26 protein-coding genes are annotated in these 23029 nt (G+C 67.8%); 19 read left to right on the top strand and 7 right to left on the bottom strand.

Annotated features, from left to right (window positions below; genetic code table 11):
• Window positions 1-21 precede the first annotated feature (21 nt).
• Both ACGFJ2_RS15050 and ACGFJ2_RS15045 read left to right on the top strand, forming a co-directional pair.
• Window positions 22-579 carry a helix-turn-helix domain-containing protein gene (locus ACGFJ2_RS15050; protein ID WP_393468283.1) on the top strand — a complete coding sequence of 186 codons (558 nt, stop codon included), beginning with the start codon at window positions 22-24 and terminating at the stop codon, window positions 577-579.
• On the top strand, window positions 572-1402 hold the full coding sequence (locus tag ACGFJ2_RS15045) for an SRPBCC family protein (RefSeq protein WP_357949849.1): 831 nt from the start codon (window positions 572-574) through the stop codon (window positions 1400-1402). Before ACGFJ2_RS15050 ends, ACGFJ2_RS15045 begins: the two co-directional genes overlap by 8 nt.
• Here the strand turns inward: ACGFJ2_RS15045 and ACGFJ2_RS15040 are convergent.
• A complete protein-coding gene (locus ACGFJ2_RS15040; RefSeq protein WP_393468280.1) occupies window positions 1399-1863 on the bottom strand; it encodes a MarR family winged helix-turn-helix transcriptional regulator in 465 nt (154 codons plus the stop codon). The two genes, ACGFJ2_RS15045 and ACGFJ2_RS15040, sit on opposite strands and share 4 nt — an antisense overlap.
• A gap of 85 nt (window positions 1864-1948) precedes the next feature.
• Between ACGFJ2_RS15040 and ACGFJ2_RS15035 the strand changes: the two genes are divergently transcribed.
• From ACGFJ2_RS15035 to ACGFJ2_RS15020, 4 genes are all read left to right on the top strand, one after another.
• Complete coding sequence (locus tag ACGFJ2_RS15035; RefSeq protein ID WP_393468277.1) at window positions 1949-2818, top strand: LLM class flavin-dependent oxidoreductase; 870 nt, start codon at window positions 1949-1951, stop codon at window positions 2816-2818.
• A gap of 126 nt (window positions 2819-2944) precedes the next feature.
• Window positions 2945-3508 carry a hypothetical protein gene (locus tag ACGFJ2_RS15030; protein WP_358178643.1) on the top strand — a complete coding sequence of 188 codons (564 nt, stop codon included), beginning with the start codon at window positions 2945-2947 and terminating at the stop codon, window positions 3506-3508.
• Window positions 3509-3876: 368 nt separating this feature from the next.
• A complete protein-coding gene (locus tag ACGFJ2_RS15025) occupies window positions 3877-4707 on the top strand; it encodes a DUF559 domain-containing protein (protein WP_393468274.1) in 831 nt (276 codons plus the stop codon).
• Between the two features lie 87 nt (window positions 4708-4794).
• Complete coding sequence (locus ACGFJ2_RS15020) at window positions 4795-5400, top strand: SMI1/KNR4 family protein (RefSeq protein WP_393468271.1); 606 nt, start codon at window positions 4795-4797, stop codon at window positions 5398-5400.
• Between the two features lie 86 nt (window positions 5401-5486).
• Here the strand turns inward: ACGFJ2_RS15020 and ACGFJ2_RS15015 are convergent, their stop codons facing one another.
• The 3 genes from ACGFJ2_RS15015 to ACGFJ2_RS15005 form a co-directional block, all read right to left on the bottom strand.
• Entirely contained in the window at window positions 5487-5780 is a 294-nt protein-coding gene (locus tag ACGFJ2_RS15015; RefSeq protein ID WP_393468268.1) for a hypothetical protein, read from the bottom strand.
• Window positions 5773-6333, bottom strand: a complete 561-nt coding sequence (locus tag ACGFJ2_RS15010; RefSeq protein ID WP_393468265.1) for an RNA polymerase sigma factor — start codon at window positions 6331-6333, stop codon at window positions 5773-5775. The genes ACGFJ2_RS15015 and ACGFJ2_RS15010 overlap by 8 nt, the downstream gene beginning before the upstream one ends.
• 221 nt (window positions 6334-6554) lie before the next feature.
• Window positions 6555-7217, bottom strand: a complete 663-nt coding sequence (locus ACGFJ2_RS15005) for an NAD(P)-binding domain-containing protein (RefSeq protein WP_357949873.1) — start codon at window positions 7215-7217, stop codon at window positions 6555-6557.
• 101 nt (window positions 7218-7318) lie between these two features.
• Here ACGFJ2_RS15005 and ACGFJ2_RS15000 point away from each other — a divergent pair, with 101 nt between their 5' ends.
• From ACGFJ2_RS15000 to ACGFJ2_RS14985, 4 genes are all read left to right on the top strand, one after another.
• Window positions 7319-7705, top strand: a complete 387-nt coding sequence (locus tag ACGFJ2_RS15000) for a helix-turn-helix domain-containing protein (protein WP_357949875.1) — start codon at window positions 7319-7321, stop codon at window positions 7703-7705.
• A 208-nt stretch (window positions 7706-7913) separates the two neighbouring features.
• Window positions 7914-9500: an alpha/beta fold hydrolase gene (locus tag ACGFJ2_RS14995; protein WP_393468261.1), complete on the top strand. Its 1587-nt coding sequence runs from the start codon at window positions 7914-7916 to the stop codon at window positions 9498-9500.
• Between the two features lie 174 nt (window positions 9501-9674).
• The gene (locus ACGFJ2_RS14990; protein ID WP_393468258.1) at window positions 9675-10490 is read left to right on the top strand and encodes a class I SAM-dependent methyltransferase; all 816 of its coding nucleotides are present in this window, start codon (window positions 9675-9677) and stop codon (window positions 10488-10490) included.
• 163 nt (window positions 10491-10653) lie between these two features.
• Window positions 10654-11166 (top strand): GNAT family N-acetyltransferase, encoded by a 513-nt coding sequence (locus tag ACGFJ2_RS14985; protein WP_393468255.1) that lies wholly within the window; start codon window positions 10654-10656, stop codon window positions 11164-11166.
• Here ACGFJ2_RS14985 and ACGFJ2_RS14980 read toward each other — a convergent pair.
• Together ACGFJ2_RS14980 and ACGFJ2_RS14975 are read right to left on the bottom strand one after the other, a co-directional pair.
• The gene (locus ACGFJ2_RS14980) at window positions 11156-12343 is read right to left on the bottom strand and encodes a cytochrome P450 (protein ID WP_357949889.1); all 1188 of its coding nucleotides are present in this window, start codon (window positions 12341-12343) and stop codon (window positions 11156-11158) included. The genes ACGFJ2_RS14985 and ACGFJ2_RS14980 overlap by 11 nt on opposite strands.
• Window positions 12344-12604: 261 nt before the next feature.
• Window positions 12605-13378 carry an SDR family oxidoreductase gene (locus ACGFJ2_RS14975; RefSeq protein ID WP_393468250.1) on the bottom strand — a complete coding sequence of 258 codons (774 nt, stop codon included), beginning with the start codon at window positions 13376-13378 and terminating at the stop codon, window positions 12605-12607.
• 104 nt (window positions 13379-13482) lie between these two features.
• On the opposite strand from ACGFJ2_RS14975, the gene ACGFJ2_RS14970 reads away from it, so the two are divergent.
• The 9 genes from ACGFJ2_RS14970 (at window position 13483) to ACGFJ2_RS14930 (ending at window position 22395) form a co-directional block, all read left to right on the top strand.
• Window positions 13483-14085 carry a TetR/AcrR family transcriptional regulator gene (locus ACGFJ2_RS14970; protein ID WP_357949895.1) on the top strand — a complete coding sequence of 201 codons (603 nt, stop codon included), beginning with the start codon at window positions 13483-13485 and terminating at the stop codon, window positions 14083-14085.
• Between the two features lie 599 nt (window positions 14086-14684).
• Window positions 14685-15530 carry a fumarylacetoacetate hydrolase family protein gene (locus tag ACGFJ2_RS14965; protein WP_357949897.1) on the top strand — a complete coding sequence of 282 codons (846 nt, stop codon included), beginning with the start codon at window positions 14685-14687 and terminating at the stop codon, window positions 15528-15530.
• On the top strand, window positions 15527-16837 hold the full coding sequence (locus tag ACGFJ2_RS14960) for an L-fuconate dehydratase (RefSeq protein ID WP_357949899.1): 1311 nt from the start codon (window positions 15527-15529) through the stop codon (window positions 16835-16837). Before ACGFJ2_RS14965 ends, ACGFJ2_RS14960 begins: the two co-directional genes overlap by 4 nt.
• Entirely contained in the window at window positions 16834-17568 is a 735-nt protein-coding gene (locus ACGFJ2_RS14955; protein ID WP_357949902.1) for an SDR family oxidoreductase, read from the top strand. The genes ACGFJ2_RS14960 and ACGFJ2_RS14955 overlap by 4 nt, the downstream gene beginning before the upstream one ends.
• 73 nt (window positions 17569-17641) lie before the next feature.
• Window positions 17642-18667, top strand: a complete 1026-nt coding sequence (locus tag ACGFJ2_RS14950; RefSeq protein ID WP_357949905.1) for a sugar ABC transporter substrate-binding protein — start codon at window positions 17642-17644, stop codon at window positions 18665-18667.
• A 29-nt stretch (window positions 18668-18696) separates the two neighbouring features.
• Window positions 18697-20148 carry a sugar ABC transporter ATP-binding protein gene (locus ACGFJ2_RS14945; protein ID WP_393468245.1) on the top strand — a complete coding sequence of 484 codons (1452 nt, stop codon included), beginning with the start codon at window positions 18697-18699 and terminating at the stop codon, window positions 20146-20148.
• On the top strand, window positions 20145-21137 hold the full coding sequence (locus ACGFJ2_RS14940; protein WP_357949910.1) for an ABC transporter permease: 993 nt from the start codon (window positions 20145-20147) through the stop codon (window positions 21135-21137). The genes ACGFJ2_RS14945 and ACGFJ2_RS14940 overlap by 4 nt, the downstream gene beginning before the upstream one ends.
• Window positions 21137-21442, top strand: a complete 306-nt coding sequence (locus tag ACGFJ2_RS14935) for an L-rhamnose mutarotase (protein WP_357949913.1) — start codon at window positions 21137-21139, stop codon at window positions 21440-21442. The genes ACGFJ2_RS14940 and ACGFJ2_RS14935 overlap by 1 nt, the downstream gene beginning before the upstream one ends.
• On the top strand, window positions 21439-22395 hold the full coding sequence (locus ACGFJ2_RS14930) for an aldo/keto reductase (RefSeq protein WP_393468242.1): 957 nt from the start codon (window positions 21439-21441) through the stop codon (window positions 22393-22395). The genes ACGFJ2_RS14935 and ACGFJ2_RS14930 overlap by 4 nt, the downstream gene beginning before the upstream one ends.
• A 125-nt stretch (window positions 22396-22520) precedes the next feature.
• On the opposite strand, the gene ACGFJ2_RS14925 is transcribed toward ACGFJ2_RS14930, so the two are convergent.
• Window positions 22521-22940, bottom strand: a complete 420-nt coding sequence (locus tag ACGFJ2_RS14925; RefSeq protein ID WP_357949918.1) for a GNAT family N-acetyltransferase — start codon at window positions 22938-22940, stop codon at window positions 22521-22523.
• Window positions 22941-23029 lie beyond the last annotated feature (89 nt).

Genomic DNA, 23029 nt, shown 5'->3' with positions numbered 1-23029 from the left:
ACGTAAAGGATTGTTTTTGCGATGAGAGATGTCCTGTACCTAGAGCAGATCGAGCAGGCCGAGGCGCTGCTCAAGCCGCAGCGCGTCGAGGTGCTGCGGCAGCTGGCCGAGCCGCGCACCTGCACCGAGGTCGCGGCCCGGCTCGGTCAAACGCCACAGCGCGTCTACTACCACGTCAAACGGCTGGTGGACGCCGGCCTGGTCGACCTGGTGTCGGAGCGCAAGGTGCGCGGTGTCCACGAGGGCATCTACCAGGCCGGCGCTCGCGCGTACTGGCTGTCGCCCCGACTGGTCGGCCGGATCGGCGTGCGCAGGGTGCAGGACGAGCTGAGCCTGGGCTACCTGCTGGACCTCATGGAGGAGGTCCAGGCCGACATCGCGAGCCTCGACAGGACCGCGACGGAGCTGCCGTCGATCGGGCTGTCGGGGGAGATCCACGTGCGCCCCGAGAACCGTCAGGAGTTCCTGCACGAGCTGCAGGGGATGCTGCAGGACCTGTTCACGAGGTACGGCGGAGCGGAAGGTGACGCCTTCAAGCTCGTCGTCGCCTGTTACCCCAAGGGAGATGAACATGAGTGAGCCGATGACCGTCCGCGCCCGCGTCCAGGCACCGGTGAAGGAGGTGCACCACGCGCTGACCGACGCGGCGACGATGCGGCTCTGGCTGGCCGAGCACGCTGAGGTGCAGCTGCCGGACCGCTACGGGTTCTGGGGCCGCCACACCCCCGAAGGCGACGCGCCGCACCAGCGCCCGCTGCACGTCGACGACCACACGGTGCGCTTCTCCTGGCTGCTGGACGGCGTGGACACCACGGTCGAGTTCGGCCTGGAGGAGGAGAGCCCCGAGACGACCATCGTGTCCGTCTCGCAGACCCACTTCGACTTCCAGGAGGCGCTCGCCGAGTCGACGATCCGCGGCGTGATCCAGACGTACTGGTGCCTCATGCTGGCCAACCTGGCCGAGCACTTCGACGGCCGCCCGCTCACCCCGAAGCCCGACTTCACCTCCTCCGACCTGCGGGCGGAGGTGCTGATCGCCGCTTCGGCGGAGAAGGTCTTCGACTCGCTGATCGACTCGGAGTCGGTGACCCGCTGGTTCGGCTTCCCGATCGAGATCGAGCCGCACGTCGGCGGCCGTTTCGCCATGGGCGGCCTCGCGGACAACCCCGACCCGGCGAAGATCGTCGAGCTGGAGCCGGGGCGCCGGCTGTCGGTCGACTGGGGCGGCGTCGGGGTCGGCACCTGGGAGCTGGCGGAGTCCGGCGGCAAGACGCGGCTGACGATCGTGCAGAGCGGATTCGGCCGCTCGCCGTACGCGGCCTGGAGCGGCATCCTGTCCGGGCTCTCCGAGCTGCGCCGCTTCCATGAGATGGCCGACTGGAGCCCCATCTGGGTGTCCTAGTCGCCCTTCTCTCCAAGGTGGGTCAGCACGGTCGCCGCGACGGCCCCCAGAACGTCGATCTGCTCCGGCGTCAGCAGATCGATGAAGTGGCGGCGGACCGACTCCACATGGTCGGGAGCCGCCACCTCGATGGCCCGCATTCCCTCCTCGGTCAGCACGATCACGGCGCCGCGGCCGTCGCTCTCGCACTCCTCACGGGTGACCAGGCCGCGCTGCTCCATCCGTGAGATGTGCCGCGACAGCCTGCTCTTCGACCACAGCATCCGCTCGGCCAGCTCGGTGAGCCGCCCCCGACGCCCCTCGGCCGATGACAGGGACGACAGTACGTCGTAGTCGGGCGCCGACAAGCCCGAGTCGCGCAGCAGATCCCGGCTCACCTGGGCGTCCAGGAGCAGCCGCATCCGGCGGTAACCGAGCCAGGCCCGGAACTCCGCCTCATCCAACCAACGCGGGTCACCCATGCCGCCCAGATTAGCTGACTTAGTTGACGTGTAACCAACATTGGTTTTAGGTTCCATGTAAACCAAATGATGGGAGGCGGACGCGATGTCGAGTGGAATGTCGGGTGCGATGTTCGGCGTGGGCATCTCGGCCTCGGCGGCGCCCGGCGCCGATCCGGTCGGGGACGCGCGGCTGGCCGAGGAGCTGGGGTTCGACTTCGTGTCGACGTCCGACCATCCGTGCGGGACGTCGCCGACGTACGAGATCTGGACGCTGCTCACCTGGATCGCCGCCGCCACCTCGCGGATCCGCGTCGCCACGCGGGTCCTCGGGGTGCCGTACCGGCCGCCGGCGATGGTGGCCAAGATGGCGGAGTCGCTGCACCGGCTCTCGGGCGGCCGCCTGATCCTGGGGCTCGGCGGCGGCTATTCGGACGAGGAGTTCCGGGCGTTCGGGCTGGGCGTGCCGACGCCGCGGGAGAAGGTGGATGGGATGGTGGAGGCGATTCACATCATGCGGGGGCTGTGGTCGTCTCCGTCGTTCACGTACGAGGGCACCCGGTATCACACGCTCGACGCCTCACTGGAGCCCAAGCCGGTCGGCCCGATCCCCATTTGGCTGGGGACGTACGGCAACCGGGCGCTGGCGGCGACCGGGGAGCTGGCGGACGGGTGGATCCCTTCACTGGGGTTCGCCCCGCCTTCGGTGGCGGCGGAGATGCGTTCGCGGGTCCTGGAGTCTGCTGGGCGGGTGGGGCGGGAGGTGGAGTGCGTGTACAACGTGCCGGTTTCGGTCGGCGGGTCCTCGTCCTCCTCTACGGTGGCGGGTTCGTCGGAGGAGGTGGTGGAGAAGTTGCTGGAGTTCGTCCGGCTGGGGTTCACCTCGTTCAACTTCATGCCTGTGGGGGACTTCCGGGAGCAGATGGAACGACTCGCGACCGACGTCCTTCCGGCATTGCGCGCATTCTCTTCCTAGCGCCTAAGATCCACCCCAAGCCCCGTAATCGCGGACCGGACAAGACGGCACTTTCCGCGCCGAGGGGAATCTTTAGGCAGTCCGTGCCTCGTGTTCTCGGGAGATGGAATGAGCCATGGAAAACGCTTGAACCTGCCGGTCCGCCTCCTACTGGCTTCTCTGATGCTCGTCGCCGCTTCCGGCTGCTCTTTCGCCTCAAAGGCGATGGCACTGGACTGCATCAACAACCCCACGGATCCATGGTCCGAGCTCGCAGGCCAAGACGCGATCCTCCGACAACCGCCGCCTCATACCGAACCGCTGGGAGATCAGTATGTATCGGCGGCGTGCGCGGACGATAACGCTATCGCGGAGGTCGGGCGCCGATACAGATTCAACGGCTCTCCTCTCGAGATCGCCACCTATTACAAAGAGCAAGCTCGCGCGGTCGGCTGGATTCTGTCCAAGGACGGCACCGGAGATCTAAGAAGGCGCCATCAAACAACAGAGGGATGGCCTTCCGAGACGTGCTTCTCAAAGAATTTCGGCGACTTCACGGCAGACCTCCAGCTCGATTTTGACTTCTGGTCATCGGACGTGGAGAAGGACCCTTCCGTGCAGACTTACTGGTTGGAGATATCGTTCTCCCCAGATGGGGGTAACTGTGCGAATTCGGTGAAGGGTGCCACGGGCACTCCCTATCGACCTTGATGTGAAGCTGCGCCGATCGGGGCCAGCGTGGCTAGATACCCTCGGAAAACCACGGTCACCTCCCCCTTTCGGAATACCTCCGCAAGCGTGCGGTGGCACCAGTCGCGCGCCTGCTCGGCGCTGTCGTCCCCGCGTGCGATGGCACTGTCCACGTTGACCTGGCCCAGCACGTAGCGGAGATAGTCGCTGAAGGATCGGCCCAGATCCGCAGCGGGCTCCGATCGCGCGGCCGATCTGGGTGGCGGATCAACCTCCCAACGGGCGATCTCTGATCAACTACTCCGTGGCTGTGGGTGACCTGTTTCAGCTATCCACAGAATCGGATTCGGCGCCTCTTGCCCATCGTCTCCTCCCTCATTCTGAACGGCGTGAACGAACCCTCGCTGCTCGAACGTGCTCAGCGCATTACGCGGCTGATTCCCCAGGCGGTCGCCTGCCGCCGGACGGCCGCCCACATCTGGGGCCTGCACGTGCTGAGCCTCGACACCGCCGAAGACGACTGGCCGGTGGAGCTCATAGCCCCCGGCCACCTGGCGATCCCCGGCTGCGTCACCCACGTGACCACTCTGCCCGCCGACGACATCACGGAGCACAAGGGCGTCCGCCTCACCACCCGGGAGCGCACGGCCCTCGACTGTGTCCGCTGGCTTCCCCGCCTGGAGGCCGTGGCCGCTCTGGACCAGTTCCTCCGGCACGGAGTGGACCTGGAGGCACTCTGGCACCAGTCCACTTCATGGCACCTACGCGACACGCTCAGCCTCGCCGACCGGGGCGCCGGTTCGCCCCGGGAGAGCTGGCTGCGCGTGATCCTCGTGGATGGCGGCCTGCCCAGACCCACCACCCAGGTCCGCGTCTCCCTGTCGGATGACCGCTTCGCCTACCTCGACCTCGGCTGGCCGGAGTTCCAGGTGGCGGTCGAGTACGACGGTCAGCGGCACCACACGTCGGCCGCCGACCAACTCCGCGACGAGCAGCGCCGCGCAGAGCTACGCGCACTCGGCTGGCGGGTCATCATCGTCCGCCGGGACGTCGTCCCCGGCCAGACCGCCGACCTGCTCCACCAGGTGGCGGACACCCTCATCCAGCAGGGCTGGCAACCAGGCGCCCGCCAGACGATCCGCATCCTCTCCCGCATCAGAGCCGCCCGCCGACGACGACGGTTACCTGATGCGGGCGAGGCCGCCCTGGCACCACATTAGCCAGCAGACTATTCCGAAAGTCGCGTTGTTCGTTGTTTGCGGTCAAAGGGGTGCTGGTCTTGGGACGAGCGAGGCTAGGGTGTGGTCATGGTGACGGAAGCGTGGGCGCGGATCGAGGAGTGGCTGGCGCGGCATACCCCGGTCAGCGCGGCCGCGCTGGCTCCACCCGCCGACCCGGCCGACGTCGCCGCCGCCGAAGCCGCGCTGGGGCTCGCCTTCCCGCCTGAGCTCGTCGAGTCGCTGAGCCGCCACGATGGCCAACGCATTTGGGCGAACATCCTGCCCGAAGGGCCACCACTGTCGACTGTCGGAATCGTCGACCACTGGCGCATGTGCATGGACGTCGCCGCGAGCGTCGATGGGCTCACCCCGCACCGGCCGGGCGCCGAACCGTGGTGGCACGAGCGATGGGTACCGTTTGCCGGCGCGGACGGCGATGCGCAGGTGATCGACCTGCGGCCCGGGCCCGGGTATGGCCGGGTCGGCTGGACCGCGCACGACGGCCTCGGCGACTTCGATGCTGCCTGGCCCACGCTCGGCGCCTACCTCACCGAGGTGGCCGACGCGCTCTCCGCCGGTGCCCCGGTGCGTTACTGGGTGCCGTACCTGACGGTCGACGGCGAGCTGTGGTGGAGCACCGAAAATCCGGAGGTTGCGCCCCCGGGTATCAGGCGTTTTCTCCCGACTCCCTGACACGGCGCACGTGGCCATCCGGTAGAGGTGCCGGGAACCACCGACACGATTTCCGAGACCGGACAAGTAGATCTGCGGGCATCGGTTTACGAGCTGTCGTCGGCGGGGTGCGATCCAGCAGAGTGGGCCACGGTCAGTTCACACCGGCCATCTACGCAGGAGCGCCGCACCCGGCCCATCGAAATGGTCTGGATCAAACCGATGGCCCAGCAGGTCGGACACCCTCGCAGAGCGAGCAGACCAGCCGGTGCGAGCAGCAAGCCGCCCAGTCCAACCGCTGGAATCAGGGCGACCGAACCGACCAGCGCGCCGAATCCCACCAGGCCGCGCACCAGGTGTCGCGGCAGGGAGGCGCTGGCAAAGCTGCGATCGTCAGTCATCGTTGTCTCCCGCGGCTGTGCCAGGTGTGCCCTGCAGCGTGTCGTGCACCGTTGCGCGGGCGCGATGCAGCCGCGACTTCATAGCGGCGGTGCTGAGGCCGAGCGCATCGGCGACAGCCCGTCCGCGATAGCCGAGAACATCTCGCATGATCAAAACGTGTCGCTGATCGGTGGGCAGAGAAGCGATCGCCGAAGCCACCCGGTCGGCTTCCAACCGCTGCAATACCTCATCCTCGGCCGACCACACGGTGGCGTCCACGAGCGGTTCATGGTGTCGCACCAGCCGCCGCGTCCGCCGCAGGCACTCGTTGCGGACGATGCGAAACATCCATGACGCCAGCGCACCGGACGCCCGCAACGTGCCGATCTTGCGGTACAGAATGATCAACGCCTCCTGCGCGGCGTCTTCAGCATCTTCCGGCGAGGCGCACATTGAGTAGGCGAATCGCTGCACATGCGGGTGCGCACCGGACACCAGCGCGGCGATCGACTCGACGTCGCCATCCCGCGCGGCGACAACCAGCTGCTCAACCGGCCAACTCACCTCAGCCACGCGACCGACCCCGCCGACGCAGCACCACGACGGTGCACGCGCACAAGAGCACAGCCGCGACGACGATACCAAGGAGCATGACAACCTCCTGAACCTGTCCCGACGCTGTTGCCGGGTACAGGTATAAGAGACGCGAACCCCACCAAAGGATTCACCCAGCACCCCAAGACCGGAACTCATCCAAGGGGTGCCCTCTCCTAAAACCCATGAACGGGTCGATGTCAGGCGTCAGAGTGGGCGAAGGCCTCCTGAAGGGGCGGCAGCATCTGGCGAGCGTCGTACCCGGCGAACCACAAGCCGACCACGAACACACTCACGGCTTCCAGGTATCGCGCCCGCCTCAGCCCACCTGCCCGTACCGGCTCGAATCCCAGATCGCTCACCAGACCGGCGACCACCTCCACGGCCCGCTCATCGTCGCCGCACAGCGGCACCCCCAGCCCGCGCCCTGCGTGGGAGGTCCACACCTCCGCGGCGCACATGTTGAACGCCTTGACAACCCCCGCCTCAGGGGCCAGCCTGGCCACCCGCTCGGCCACCGCGTCGTCGGCCAGTAGGAACGAGTTCGGCGCGTCGGTGAACGCGTCAGGCTCGTAGGCGTTGGTGCAGTCGATCAGCGTCCGCCCGGCCAACGCGCCGTCCGCCGCGCCGACCCCGGCGAGAATCCCGTCCACCGACAAGGCCGGTACGGCCAGCAGCAACGCCTCGCCGTGCTCCGCGGCGGCCCGCAGATCACCGCCACAGGCGCCCGCCCCGATCGCCTCGGCCAGCTTGCGCGCCTTCTCCTGCGACCGAGCGCCGACCATCACCTCGTGCCCGGCCCGCGCCCATCCCGATCCCAGCGCCTCGGCCATCTGCCCGGCCCCGAGTATGCCAATACGCATGTCTTTCCCTCTTCCTCGCCTGAACCGCAGCTTCCCGCGAAGACAGTAGGCGTGCCGATAGGCACCTCCAGGTGTCCAACGGATGCGGGAGACTGGCGAATGTGGACCACCACGACGACGCTCCGTTCGAGCCCTACGGCGACTTCGTCGCCGACTGCCCGGCCCGTCTGGCCGTGGACCTGTTCGCCCATGCCTGGCTGCCGGTGGTGGTGTTCGCCCTAAAGGAGGGGCCCATGCGCCCCGGCCGGCTCCGCCGGGAGATCGGCGGCATCAGCCAGAAGGTGCTCACTCAGACCCTGCGTCGCATGGAACGCTGTGGCCTGGTCGAACGCCGACGCTATGCCGAGGCCCCGCCGCGGGTGGAGTACGAGCTGACCCAAGCGGGCAAGGACCTGCTGGTGCCGATCCGTGCTCTGGGCGACTGGGCCTTCCGCCACGCCGACACGGTCCTGACCGCCTACGACGACTCCGCCCGCACGGCCGGCTGACCAGCACGGCCAGGCGAACCACGGCCGGATCAGCCGACGGGGAGAGTGCTCCGTGGAGGCTGGGTCGCGCCGCCGGGTCTGGTGTTGTCAGGGCGGTCGCGGTTCACGTCCGGGGAGGCGAGTCCCCACAGGGCGAGTGCGCCTGCGGCCCGGCGGTCATCTTCCTGGAAACAGGAAGGAAACAACCGCTGCGTTACAACTGGTCCGCATGACGTACCGAAGATCACTGACGGCATTGGCATTGGCGCTGGCGGGGCTGGCGGCGCATCCTTCCGCGGCGGGCGCCACCGCTGAGGCCGGCCCGAGCGCGAGCGTCACCGCGAACCCCAGCCCGAGCTCCGGCGTACCGTCCGTTCAATGGAAATCCTGCCCGGACTACTCCGATGAGGTGATCCAGAGTCTGCGCGTGACGCAGGAGCAGGTTCCGGCCTTCCGTACGCTGATGAAGCGCCTGGAGTGCGGGACGGTCGGCGTCCCGCTGGACCACCGCGACCCCGGCGGGCGGAAGATCGACATCGCGGTGACCCGGCTCGCCGCCACCGACAAGGCCCACCGGCTCGGCGCGACCGCCGTCCTGCCAGGAGGGCCGGGCAACAGCGGATACCTGGACCCGATCCTGCGGGCCGCGCTCAGGAACGAGGAGATGGCCAAGCTCAACGAGCGATACGACATCATCGGCTTCGACCCGCGCGGGGTCGGGTACAGCACCAAGGTCGCCTGCCCCACCTTGCCAGGAGGCCCGCAGGAGCCGGGCGCCCTGACCAAGGAGGCGGCCAGGAAGATCTACGACGGCCAGGTCGCCGCCAACCAGAAGTGCGGACGCTCCGACGCCGCCTTCCTCGGTCAGCTCACCACCGGCAACGTGGCCAAGGACCTGGACCTGGTGCGGACCGCACTGGGTGAGCGCAAGCTGAACCTGCTCGGCTTCTCCTGGGGCACCTATCTGGGCATGGTGTACCGCAGCCTGTTCCCCGAGCACACCGGACGGGCCTTCCTGGACAGCGTGGCGCCGCCGTGGACCCGTTTCGACGAGCACGTCAAGGACAGCGCGGAGGCGGCCGAGCGTGACTTCGGGCGCATGGCCGCCTGGCTGAGCCGCCGCGATGAGACCTATGGTCTCGGTGCTACCGCCCGGCAGGTGCGCGAGCAGGTGGCCCAGCTGGTCCGCGACTACGACAAGAGCCCCAAGACGTACACCGACCTGCCGCGGCCCATCGACGGCTCGGCCGTCGCCGACCTGGCCAAGCGCAACTCGACCGAGTGGGTACGGGCGGGCAAGGCACTGGCCGAACTGCGGACGGCGACGGGCACCACCGCCCCGCCGACCGTCAAGGAGATGCTCAGCGGCGGTCAGATGATGGGTACGCCCCTGCCCGGCGCGCCCGAAATGCTGAACATGACCATGAACTTGGCGGTCGCCTGCAACGAGGACAGCAGCCGGGCCGGTTTCGACACCGCCTGGCGTACCTACCAGGAGCTCGTGAAGCGTCATCCGGCGACCGGCCGGTCCTGGGGACTGGGTGTCATGTGTGCCGGCTGGCCGCTGCCGGTGCAGCAGGCCACGTTGAAGCGGAGCAGCGGGTCGCTGGTACTGGCGGGGCACCTGTACGAGTTCATGTCCGTCTATGACTGGACGCTGCAGACGCGGCGCGCCATCGGCGGCACCGTCTACACGGTCGCTGACGACGTGCACGTGTCGACCACCCGGGTGCCCGAATGCGCCGCCGAGGTGGTGCGGTACTTCGAGACGGGCCGGATCGGCAGAGGCTGCGAGGGCAGCGCGATCCCGAGCTGACCATCGGTTTCCGGGCGCGGTGTTCCCGCGACCAGGAAAAGGATCTCCATCGTTAATCGTGCGACAGCGTGCGGCCTTGCCGGCTTTTCGCCACGCGGCCGGGTCCCGCTGTCGTTGAATTGAAGCCATTCACAGACTTCACGAAATTCTTGAAATAAGTTTAGTGTTGCTGTCATGAAGGACACCGAACTCATCGGGGTGCAGAAGACTCTCAGCCCTGTCCTGAAGGCCAAAGCACTGGACAACCGACTGCCGGACCCGATCCTCGGCGACGAATACGCCGAGCAGGCGATGCGCCGCCTCGACCCCGGCTACGACAGCCGCAGATTCGGCACCAGCCAGATGGGCCTCGCCGCCGTGGTGCGCACCAAGGCCCACGACGACTGGGCCCGAGGCTTCCTCGCCGATCACCCCGACGCGGTGGTACTGCACCTGGGCTGCGGCCTCGACGCCCGGGTGTACCGGATCGACCCGCCCGCCACCGTCGACTGGTACGACCTGGACTACCCCTCAGTCATCGAGCTGCGGCGACAATTCCTGCCGCCGCGCGAGCACTACACCCTGATCGACTCCAGCGTCACCGACCTGACCTGGCTGGAACGCATCCCCCGGGGGCGGCCGGTGCTGATGATCGCCGAGGGGTTGGTGCCCTACCTGACCGAGACTGACGTCCGGCGGCTGCTGACCAGCGTGGTCGATGCCTTCCCCACCGGCCAGATACAGTTCGACACGGTGCCGGTCTGGGCGTGGCGCACTTCGAAATGGGATCCCACGCTGCGCAAATACGGCGCCCAGTTTCACTGCGGCTTCGACGACCCGGCGGAGCCGGCCGATTGGCACCCGCGGCTCGAATACGTCGACGAGGCGCCGATGTACGACGCACCGGTGCTGACGGCCAAGGCACCCGCGGGCGTACGCCGCATGTACCGCCTCCTGAACCTGCTGCCGGGCCTGAAGCGGTCCACCCGCATCGTGCGGTTCCGCTTCTGACGCGGCCGATGGTCGGTACTGCGGCCGTTGTTCGCCGCGTTCCATCTCCTCATCCAGCCCGTGTTCCTTGATCGATGGGCTTAGTAGTGCCGTGGCCTCGAGGCTGTCTGCCGCTGGCGGAAACTCGGGCGAGCTCGGTGCGCCCCCTGGGTAGATTCGGGCAGTGCCCGAGCTGAAGCAACTGCATGCTGGTCATGCCCCGGCGGTCCTGGCCTTCGAGCTGGCGAACCGCGCCTACTTCGCCGCCTCGATCTCTGATCGCGGCGACGACTTCTTCGACCAGTTCACCGACCGGTACAACGCCTTGCTGGCTGAGCAGGAGGCCGGCGTCTGCGCTTTCTACGTACTCATCGCCGAGGACGGCTCGGTGCTCGGCAGGTTCAACCTGGTCGACATCGAGGATCGCATCGCGAACCTTGGCTACCGGGTGGCGCAGCACGTCGCCGGCCGCGGCGTGGCGACCGCGACCGTTCGGGAGCTGTGCCGGCTGGCGGCGTCGCGGCACGGGCTGTGCACCCTACGGGCGGCCACCGCCCACAAGAATGCCCCGTCCCAGAAGGTGCTGACCAAAGCCGGGTTCGTCCTGGTCGGCCCAGCTGACCCGGCCGACCTCGGCGGCAAGCCAGGCAGTTGGTACCAGCGCGACTTGGCCGGCTGGTCGGCGATCAGTCCATGACGACCGGTAGCTCCTTGATGCCGTTGATGAAGTTCGACCGTAGGCGCCGGGCCTCTCCCGTTTGCCGCAGTCGGGGATACCGCCGGGCCAGTTGCTCGAACAGCACCCGCAACTCCAGCTTCGCCAGGTGATTGCCCAGGCAGAAGTGTGCCCCACCGCCACCGAAACCGATGTGCGGGTTCGGGCTGCGGCCGATGTCGAATACCTCGGCATCGGGGAAAATGGAGGTGTCCCGGTTCGCCGCCGAGTAGAAGACCACGACCTTGTCGTCCTCGCGGATCTGCTGGCCGCCCAGCACCGTGTCCGCCGTGGCCGTGCGCCGGAACAGGTTCACCGGTGACACCCACCGGACGATCTCGTCGGATGCCGTGCCCGCCAGCGTGGGATCCGCGACGAGCCGCTGCCACTGCTCGGGGTGCTCGAAGAGGGCGAGCATTCCGCCGGAGGCCGCGTTGCGGGTGGTCTCGTTGCCGGCGACCACCAGCAGGAGGACGAACAGATCGAATTCATCCTCACCGAGGGTCTCGCCGCTCTTCTCGTCGGGCTGGATGAGCTTGGTGACGATGTCGTCGCGCGGGTTCGCCTTGCGCTGGGCGGCCAGTTGGTTGGCGTACGCGTACACCTCCATAGCCGCATCGCCGCCCTGGTCCTCCGAGGTGGCGTAGTCGGGGTCCTGGGCGCCGATCATGCGGTTCGACCAGTTGAAGATCTTGTCCCGGTCCTCGACCGGGGCGCCGAGCAGTTCGCAGATCACGTAGAGCGGCAGCGGAGCCGCCACCTCGGTGACGAAGTCCGCCTCGCCCGAGCACTTGTCGAGAAGGTCGTCGCAGATATCCCGGATGTGCTGTTCGAGCGCTCCAATCGTGCGCGGCGTGAACCCCCGGTTGACCAGCGACCGCCGCCGCGTGTGCTCCGGTGGGTCCTGGTTGAGCATCATCAACCGCTGGAGCGCCCGCTGGTCCTCGGTGACCTCGTCGAACAGTGCCAGTTTCCTGGACGAGGAGAAGAGGTCCGAGCGCCGAGACACCTGTACGACATCGTCATATCGGGTGACGGCCCAGAAGTCGGGCTCGCCCTCGTGCCGGTGTACGGGATCGTTGTCGCGCAGCCAGCGCAACTGCTCGTGTGGCGGGCCGGAGGTCGCGTAACGGTCCTGGTCGACGAGGTCAATATGCACTCGAGCTCACCTCGGGCCTGTGGAGTGATCAAGCGCTTGGTTAAGCGCCTTATTGAAACGTGTTCTATTACGCCCTGCTGCCTCAGTCAACCGCCCGCTCCGCCATCATCCCGATCCCCGTCATCCTGGCCCGCCGACGCTGCCAAGCCGGCTCTGTCATGCCTGAGGCGGACTCATCTTGTCTGCTCGTCCATGATCATGCCAACCTGTCCGCCCATCCGTCCAGCGGCCCAGCTCTTGCCCTCTCAGCTCTCTCTCAGTTCATAGCCCGGCACCTCCCGTCGCGTCGATGACCCGGCCTGTCACCCAGCGCGCGTCGTTGGAGGCGAGGAAGGCCACGATGTCGGCCACGTCTTCCGGTTGCCCGACCCGGCCGAGGGCGGCCAGGGCGGCCGCATGTGCCTCGGCCTGCGGATTGCCCCGCAGCCAGGCCGCATTGACATCCGTGTCGATGATCCCGGGGGCCACCGAGTTGACCGTGATGCCCCTTGGGCCCAGTTCCTTGGCGAGGTTGAGGGTGAAGGTGTCCAGTGCGCCCTTGGTGGCGCCGTAGGCGATGATCTCCGGCATGGCCAGGCGGGCCGCACCGCTGGAGATGTTGATAATCCGGCCTCCGTCACGCAGGCGCGACAGCCCCTGCTGCACGATGAAGAACGGTGCACGCACGTTCACGGCGAAGATCTCGTCGAAGCCGTCCTCGGTCAACGAGGCGAGCGCCGCGCTGCGCCCTATGCCGGCGTTGTTGACGATGATGTCGAGCTTCCCGTCGGACGCGTGGTCTTTGCCCGCGGCGTCGAAGGCGGCCCAGAGGCGCCTCGCGTCGCCGGGCCGTCCCAGCTCGGCGCGCAGTGCGAAGGCCAGCCCGCCGTTCTTCCGGATTCGCTCGACGGTCTCGCCGGCCGCCGTCTCGTCCCGGGCGTAGGCGACGCCGACGGCGGCACCGTCCCGGGCGAGTCGTTCGGCGATGGCCCGGCCGATGCCTCGGCTGCCGCCCGTGACCAGCGCGACCTTGCCCTCAAGTGCTTCTGCTGCCATGGCTGTTGACCGCCTTCCCATTTCTTGAGCGATGACTCAAGAAATGAACGTAGCACGCTTTCTTGAGTGCTCGCTCTAAAATCAGGGGCATGAATGGACCAGGCGTGAAGCGCGGACGGCCACCGGCGTTCGACCGCACGACGGCCCTGGCAGCCGCAACGCGACTGTTCTGGGAGCACGGTTACGAGGCCACCACCATCGGCGAGCTGACCCGGGCGATGGACATCAAACCCGGCAGCCTGTATGCGGCGTTCGGGGATAAGAAATCCCTGTTCAAAGAGGTTGTCCACGCCTACGGGCGCTCTCCCGTCGGTGCGTTCATCGGCACCGCCCTGGAAGAGGAGCGCACAGCCCGCGGCGCGTTCCGCCGCATCCTTCGCGAGGCGGCCGCCGTCTATCCCGACCCCTCCCACCCGGCCGGCTGCCTGACCATCAGCGCCGCCACCAACGTCACGGTCCAGGACGCCGACATCTCGGCATTCCTGAGCGACCTCCGCAACGCGAACCTGGCCGCCTTCGAAACCCGCCTGACGACCGCGCAGCGGCAGGGCGAGCTATCCGCCGCAGCCAACCCTCGCGCGTTGGCCGCCTACTTTGCCGCGATCATCCAGGGCATGTCACAGCGGGCCCGCGACGGCGCCACGGCCGCAGAGCTCACCGAAACCGCGGAACTGGCACTGGCCGCCTGGCCCCAAGCGCGAGGCTGATCGCCGCCCGGCAAGAAGCCCCGGCAAGAAAACGAGCTCTAACCGCGCTCGCCGCCTACGCCCTGCCGGGCTGCGGTTCCAACCGTTTGCCGGACAGTCCTCGGTTTTGGGGTTGGTGTGGTTGGTGGCGTCGCTGGGTTGCGAGGGTGAGGGTCGGAGGGGCGGAGGGCTGGTCGTGGGGGATGGGGGATGGTGTCGTACGTGGGGCATTGTGGTGATTCATCGGGTGTTTGAGGGGCTTTGATGGAGGTTTACCCGTTAAGTGGGGCTTGTGGGTGAGGCGGATGGGGAAGGCTGCGAGGTGGGTGAGCCCCGGTTCGCCCGGCAATTTATGCTAGACCTCCGAGGATCCACCCGTTACGCAGGTGAAAGGAGTCCGATATGGGGAACGGGGGCCATCCGATGTATGTGACGGCCACTCGGTGGCCCTTCCCGCGAAGATTGGGCGAAGCTGGTCACTGCAACCGTTTGTAATGCGACTTCAGCGCCACTCTCGACCCCTATGGATCCGATGTATCGCGCGTGGAGGCTTGACAGGCCCTACCCAGGCCGACCAGCATCATGCTAGATACATCCGATGTATAACTTAAGGATGCGGTGTGAAGCTGCTGCGAGTAGGACCCGTCGGCCAGGAGCGTCCGGTGGTGATGGACGGCGCCGGTAACCTGCGCGACATCGGAGAGCCCGAGATCGATGGGGCTTTCCTCGCTTCCGGGGGAGTGGCGCGCGTCCGCGACGCGCTCGAGCGCGACGCGCTGCCCGTGATCGCGGCCGAGGGGCTGCGCGTGGGCGCTCCGGTCGCGCGACCAGGCAAGATCGTCTGTATCGGGCTGAACTACAGCGACCACGCGGCCGAGTCCGGCGCGGAGGTGCCGGCGGAGCCGGTCGTGTTCATGAAGGCCACCAACACCATGGTGGGCCCCTACGACGAGGTGCTCGTACCGCGCAACAGTCTGAAGACCGACTGGGAGGTGGAGCTGGCCGTCATCATCGGTAAGCGGGCCCGCTACCTGGGCAGCCGGGAAGAGGCGCTCGACGTCATCGCGGGGTACGCGGTGGCCAACGATGTCTCTGAGCGGGAGTTCCAGCTGGAGCGGGGTGGCCAGTGGGACAAGGGCAAGTCGTGCGAGACGTTCAATCCGCTCGGGCCTTGGCTGGTGACCGCCGATGAGGTGGCCGACCCGCAGAACCTGACCATGCGGCTGTCGGTGAACGGCGAGGTGCGCCAGGACGGCGTCACCAAGAACATGATCTTCGATGTGGCGGAGATCGTCCGGTACCTGAGCCAGTTCATGGTGCTCGATCCGGGAGATGTGATCAACACCGGCACTCCGGCCGGCGTCGCCATGGGGATGCCCGGCCAGCCGTACCTGCGCGCGGGTGACGTGATGGAGCTGGAGATCGAGGGACTCGGCCGCCAGCGCCAGACAGTGGGCCAGGCATGACGACTCCCGACGGACAGAAGAGCAGCTACCGGATCGTGGAGTTGGAGACGCACGACATCCGTTTCCCCACCTCCCGGGAGCTGGACGGCTCCGATGCCATGAACCCCGACCCCGACTACTCCGCCGCCTACGTGGTTCTCAAAACCGATGACGGCTACGACGGGCACGGGTTCGCCTTCACCATCGGGCGCGGCAACGACGTACAGACCGCGGCGATCAGCGCCCTCGAGTCGTACGTGATCGGCAGGGACGTCGAGGACCTGGGCGCCCTGTACAAGGAGATGGTCTACGACTCGCAGCTGCGCTGGCTGGGCCCCGAGAAGGGCGTCATGCACATGGCGATCTCCGCCGTGGTCAACGCGCTGTGGGATCTGAAGGCGAAGCGGGCGGGCAAGCCGCTCTGGTTGCTGCTGTCCGAGATGACCCCCGAGGAGATCGTCGATCTCATCGACTTCCGGTACCTGAGCGACGCCCTGACGCCTGAACAAGCCCTAGAAATCCTGAAAAAGGCGGAAAAGGGGAAGGCGCAGCGGGTCGAGGACATCAAGCGCGAGGGGTACCCCGCCTACACCACCTCCCCGGGCTGGCTCGGCTACGACGACGACAAGCTGCGCCGGCTGTGCAAGGAGGCGCTCGACGCGGGCTTCGGCCAGATCAAGCTCAAGGTGGGCGCCGATCTCGACGACGACATCCGACGTTTCCGGGTGGCCCGCGAGGTGTGCGGGGCCGACTTCCCCATCGCGATCGACGCCAACCAGCGCTGGGACGTGGGCGCGGCCATCGACTGGGTGAACGCTCTAAAGCAGTTCAACCCGCACTGGGTGGAGGAGCCGACCAGTCCCGACGACGTGCTCGGCCACGCCGCCATCGCCGCGGGGATCAAGCCCATCCCGGTGGCCACCGGCGAACACGTGCAGAACCGGATCGTGTTCAAGCAGCTCCTGCAAGCGGGCGCGATCTCGTACCTGCAACTGGACTCTGCTCGGGTCGGTGGTGTTAACGAGAACATCGCGATCCTGCTGCTCGCGGCCAGGTTCGGCATCCCCGTCTGCCCGCACGCCGGCGGCGTGGGGCTGTGCGAGCTGGTGCAGCACCTGTCGATGTTCGACTACGTGGCCGTGACCGGCACGATGGAAAACCGGGTGATCGAGTACGTCGACCACCTGCACGAGCATTTCGTCGACCCCGTGGTCATCGAAGGCGGCCGGTACGCCGCCCCCAGCGCGCCGGGCTTCAGCGCGGCGATGCACCCTGAATCGATCGCCGCCCACACTTTCCCCGGCGGCGAGGTCTGGAGGGACGCATGAGTCTTAAAGCGATTGTCACGGGCGGCGGAGCCGGTATCGGCCTCGCCACGGCCACGTTGCTCGCCGAGCGCGGCATGAAGGTCGCCTGTTTCGACATCAACCCGCCCGGTGATCCGTTCATCGGCATCAAGGTGGACGTCACGGACGACGCCGGCGTACGCGCTGCCGTGGCCGAAGCGGCCGAGCGGCTCGGCGGCATCGACATCGTGGTCAACAACGCGGGCATCGGGGCGCAGGGTACGGTCGCCGACAATCCCGACAGCGAGTGGCAGAAGGCGTTCGACGTCAACGTGTTCGGCATGGTCCGGGTGACCCGGGCGGCGTTGCCGTACCTCAGGCAGTCGGAGCACGCGGCGGTGGTCAACACGTGCTCGATCGCGGCCACCGCGGGCCTGCCGAACCGGGCGCTCTACAGCGCGACCAAGGGTGCGGTCCTGTCGCTCACGCTGGCGATGGCGGCGGATCACGTACGGGAGGGCATCAGGGTCAACTGCGTCAACCCCGGCACAGCGGACACCCCGTGGGTGGGAAGGCTGCTCGACGCGGCCGACGACCCGGTGGCGGAGAGGCAGGCGCTGAACGCCAGGCAGCCGATGGGCCGCCTGGTCAGCGCGCAGGAGGTGGCCGCGGCGATCGCCTACCTGGCCGGGCCCGAGGCCGGCGCGACGACCGGCACCTCGCTCGCGGTCGACGGCGGCATGCAGGGACTACGGCTCCGGCCGGTCAACTGAACGAGTCGACGGACAGCCAAGCCCAGTCGAGGGCCGGTCAAGCAGAGGCATTCGAGGAAGGTAACCCCCCACCATGAAGTTCGGTCCTTTAGCCGCAGGCGCGGCCCTCTTGGCGGTCATCACCGCGTGCGGCTCCGGAGGTCAGACAGCAGCCGGAGGAGGCGGCGGCGGGAAGGTCGGCATCGACCACCCGCGCGCCGACTCCGACTTCTGGAACTCCTACATCAAGTACGTCCCGCAGATGGCCGGCGAGCTCAAGGTCGACCTGATGCCCGCGACGAACTCGCAGAACGACGTGACCAAGCTGGTCAACAACGTTCAGGCGCTGATCGGCCAAGGGGCCAAGGCGATCGTGATGGCGCCCCAGGACACCGGCGCGATCGCCACGACCCTCCAGACGCTGGCGAACAAGAAGATCCCCGTCGTGACCGTCGACACCCGGCCGGACAAGGGTCAGGTCTACATGGTCGTACGCGCCGACAACCGGGCGTACGGGACGAAAGCCTGCGAGTTCTTGGGCGAGAAGCTGGGCGGCAAGGGCAAGGTCGTCCAGCTGATGGGCTCCCTGAGCTCGATCAACGGGCGTGACCGGGCTGAGGCGTTCCGGGAGTGCATGAAGACGAAGTTCCCCGGGATCACGGTCTTCGAGGAGCCGACCGAGTGGGAGGGCAGCAAGGCCGCGTCCATGCTGCAGACCAGGCTGGAGCAGAACCCGGACATCAAGGGCATCTATATGCATGCCGGTGGTGTGCACCTGGCCCCGACGCTGCAGGTGCTGAAGCAGAAGGGCCTGCTCGTCCCGCCGACCGATCCCAAGCACGTGTTCGTGGTCTCGAACGACGGCATCCCGCAGGAGTTCGAGGCGATCCGCAAGGGCGACATCGACGCCACGGTGTCGCAGCCCGCTGACCTGTACGCGAAGTACGCCCTCTTCTACGCCAAGGCGGCGATCGACGGCAAGACCTTCAAGCCGGGACCGACCGACCACGACAGCACGATCATCCAGCTGCCGAACGGCCTGGAGGACCAGCTTCCCGCCCCGCTCGTCACCAAGGACAATGTGGACGACAAGAACCTCTGGGGCAACCAGGTCAAGTAATGAAAAATCATGTTGAAGCCCGAAATGTCGTGAAGCGCTTTGGCCCCACCACGGCGCTGAACGGCGCGGGCATCGCGATCGCCGAGGGGGAGACCCACGCGCTCGTCGGCAGGAACGGCGCCGGAAAGTCCACCCTGGTGTCGATTCTCACCGGGCTTCAGCGGCCGGACGAGGGCGAGGTGCGGTTCTCGGGAGAGGCGGCGCCCGCCCTCGCGGACCGCGACGCCTGGCGGCAGCGGGTCGCCTGCGTGTACCAGAAGTCGACGATCATTCCGGCGCTGACCGTCGCCGAGAACCTGTTCCTCAACCGCCAGACCACCGGCGGCATGATCAGCTGGCGGACACTCCGGGCGAAGGCCCGCGAACTGCTCGCCACGTACGAGGTGGAGGTGGACGCGGAGGCACTCGCCGGCGACCTGAACGTCGAACAGCGGCAGCTCGTGGAGATCGCCCGCGCGCTGTCGTTCGGCGCGCGGTTCATCATCCTCGACGAGCCGACGGCCCGGCTGGACGGCCCGGCCATCGAGCGGCTGTTCACCCGCATGCGGGCGCTGCGCGAGCAGGGCGTGACGATGATGTACATCTCCCACCATCTCGACGAGGTGTACGAGATCTGCCAGAGCGTCACCGTCTTCCGCGACGCCCGGCATGTCATGACCAGATCGGTCGCCGAGCTGCCGCACGACGAGCTGGTGGCGGCGATGACGGGCGAGGCCACGGCGGCGTACGAGGCCAGGACCCGCGGCGCCGCGAACGGCGACGTGGTCCTGTCGGCCGAGAGACTGTCGCTGGCCGGCCGCTTCCAGGCCGTCGACCTGGCGGTCAGGAGCGGCGAGGTGGTCGGCCTGGCCGGATCCGGCAGCAGCGGCAAGGTCGGCCTGGCCGAAACCCTGGTCGGCCTGCGCAAACCCGACTCGGGCACGATCACGGTCAACGGCACCCAGGTCAGGCCGGGCGACGTACCGGCCGCCCTGGGGGCGGGCCTCGGCTTCGTGCCGGAGGACCGCAACCGCGAGGGCTTCGTCCCGCTGCTGTCGGTGGGGGAGAACGGCACGCTTCCGATAGCCCGCAAGCTCGGCAGGTACGGCCTCATTTCACCGACGAGACGCCGGAACAAGGCCTTGCGACTGATCGAGGATCTGGACATCAAGACCGAAGGGCCCGACCAGCCCGTCGGTGATCTGTCTGGAGGAAACGCGCAGAAGGTGGTGTTCGCGCGGGCGCTGGTCGACGACCCGTCCGCGTTGGTGGTGATCAACCCAACCGCGGGCGTCGACGTCAAGGCCAAACAGGCCCTGCTCGGCGCCGTCGAGGACGCGGTCGAGCGGGGAGCGGGAGCCGTACTGGTCTCCGACGAGCTCGACGACCTGCGCATCTGCGACCGGGTGCTGGTGATGTTCCACGGCAGGGTCGTGAAGGACGTGCCGCGTGGGTGGACCGACCATGAGCTCGTAGCCGTGATGGAAGGCATTGAAGAGTGACAACCACACTGTCTGCGCCGGCCCCCCGGGTGCGGCTCGCCAGGTTCCGGGACCTCACGCTGGTGCCGGTGATCCTGATCCTGCTCATCGTGGGCGCGTTCCTGGACCCGATCTTCTTATCGGTCGGCAACCTGACGAACGTACTCCAGCAGCAGGCGTCGATCTCACTGCTGGTGCTGGCCGAGGCGCTGATCCTGATCGCCGGCAAGTTCGACCTGTCGCTGGAGTCGACGGTCGGCATGGCTCCGGCGATCGCGGTGATGCTGGTGATCCCGGCGTCGGCCGGTGGGTTCGGGCTCGGCCTGCCCGGGCCGTTGGTGATCCCGCTCTGCCTGCTGATCGGGGCGGCGATCGGGGTGTTCAACGGGTTCCTGATCATCAAGTTTCAGCTGTCGGCGTTCATCGTCACGCTGGCCATGCTGATCATCGTGCACGGCCTGCAGCTGGGCCCGACCGAGGGCAAGACGCTGTTCGAGCTGCCCGACTCCATCCTCTACCTGGGCAGCGCCATCTGGCTCGGCCTGCCGGCGGCGATCTGGATCGCGGCCGTACTGTTCGCGGCGGGCATCGTCGGGCTCGGCTACTTCCGGCTCGGGCGCTCGCTGTACGCGATCGGCGGCAACGCCGACGCGGCGCGGGCGGCGGGCATCCGGGTGGACCGGGTGCTCTGGGGCGTGTTCATCCTCGGCGGTACGCTCGCGGCACTCGCCGGCGTCCTGGAGACCGGACGGCTCGGCGCCATCGGCTCCAACCAGGGCGTGGGCTGGATCTTCATGGTGTTCGCCGCGGCCGTCATCGGCGGCGTCAGCATGGACGGCGGCAAGGGCACGATCCTCGGTGCGCTCACCGGCGTGCTGGTGATCGGCCTGGTCCAGAACATCCTCACTCTCAAGGGCGTCTCCGGTTTCTGGCAGCCGGTCGTCTATGGGTGCATCATCCTGATCGCACTCATCATCAGCCGGATCGCCGGCGGAAAGGCCCAGGACTGATGGAACGCATCGCACTGCGTACCAGGCTCAAACCCGGTTACGAGGAGACCTACGACCGGGAGCACGCGAGCATCCCCGCCGAACTGGAGGCGGTCATGCGGGCCAACGGCGTGCACTCCTGGCGCATCTTCCGCGACGGACTCGACCTGTTCCACTTTGTCGAGGTCGACGACTACGCCGCGCTGCAGGCGGCGCTCAAGGACGATCCCGCCGACCAGGCGTGGCAGGTCCAGATGAACCGGCTGCTCGACGGCGACTTCGACAAGGGCGCCGGCGGGCTCGCGCTGGTCTGGGAAATGACGTGACGAATGCTGACCTGGAGAACGACATGATCGAACTGCCCCGCCACGGCTTCGGAGCGGCGCCGATCGCCGGCCTCTACGAGGCGGTCAGCGACGAGCAGGCCCGCGCGACCGTGGACGCCGCCTGGTCTCATGGCGTGCGGCTGTTCGACACGGCCCCGCACTACGGGGTCGGCCTGTCCGAACGCCGCCTCGGCGCCGCGCTCGCCGGCCGCGAGGGCTACGTGCTCTCGACCAAGGTCGGCCGCCTGCTGGTCCCCTCCGCCATGGGCGGTCGCGACGAGCAGGGCTTCGACGTACCGGCCGCTTTCGAGCGCGTCTGGGACTTCTCGGGCGACGGCGTACGGAGATCTCTGGAGGAGTCCCTGGCCCGGCTCGGCCTGGACCGCGTCGACATCGCCCTGATCCACGACCCGGACGCCCACGCCGACCAGGCCATCAGCGAGGCGTACCCGGCGCTGGCCGAGCTCCGCTCGCAGGGCGTGATCGGCGCGATCGGCGTCGGCATGAACCAGTGGCAGGTGCCGCTGCGCTTCGTCCAGGAGACCGACATCGACGTGGTCATGCTGGCCGGCCGCTACACGCTGATCGACCAGTCGGGGCTCCCGCTGCTCGACGCCTGCGCCGACCGGGGCGTACGCGTGCTCGCGGCGGGCGTCTTCAACAGCGGCCTGCTGGCCACCTCCACCCCTGGGGGCACCTACAACTACGAGCCCGCTCCCGCCGAGGTGCTCGACCGCGCCAGACGGATCGCCAAGGTCTGCGAGAGGTACGACGTGCCGCTCCCGCAGGCGGCCATGGCCTTTCCGCTCCGGCACTCGGCGGTGGCCTCGATCGTCATCGGGGCCCGGTCGCCGGAGGAGGTGGCGAGCAACGCGGCGCTCTGGGAGCGTCCGGTGCCCGACAACCTGTGGTCGGAACTGGAGGCCGAGGGCCTCCTGTCGCGACCGGCCTAGCTCTCGCGACCGGCCTACCGTGGATCGCTGAACGTCCCGGCCACGTCGCTCGCAACTGCGGCAGACGTGGCCGGTTCAGCCATCGGGGACGTAGCTGGCCTAGCGGCCCGTAGGCGGTAGTTGGTTCAGCCGCCGTAGGCGTAGTTGGCGATCCACAGCCCCGGGATCACCTCCACCTCGTCGAGCCCCTCGAACCCCAGCCGCTCGTACAGCTTCCTGGCCGGCGCGTTGGCCCGGCCGGTGGACACCACGATCCTGCGGCCACCCGCCCGGCTCATGACCTCCTCGACGAGCGCCCGTCCCACTCCTCGCCGATGCGCCGCGGGATCGACCACCAACCGGTCGATGTCCACCTCATCTACCGCCTCGCTCCACGCGACGGCACCCACCAACAACTCGTCCTCGTCGAACGCCCCCACCCACCGCAACGGCCGCGCCCGCAGCTCATCGAGCGTCTCACTCAACGGGGGAATCCGGTCATCCTCGATGATCTTCGCCTCGACCGCGTACGCGGCATGCTGAACCGCCAGCAACCGAGGCCCCACCGACTCACTATCAGGCGATATTTCGGAAATCTGCATCCCCCGAGTATCGCCTAGCCGATCTCCCACAACGCGCTCACCGGCATCGCCCG

The organism is Nonomuraea sp. NPDC049028, assembly GCF_043197735.1.
Classification (GTDB): domain Bacteria; phylum Actinomycetota; class Actinomycetes; order Streptosporangiales; family Streptosporangiaceae; genus Nonomuraea.
This window is presented reverse-complemented; position numbering and strand designations above follow the sequence as displayed.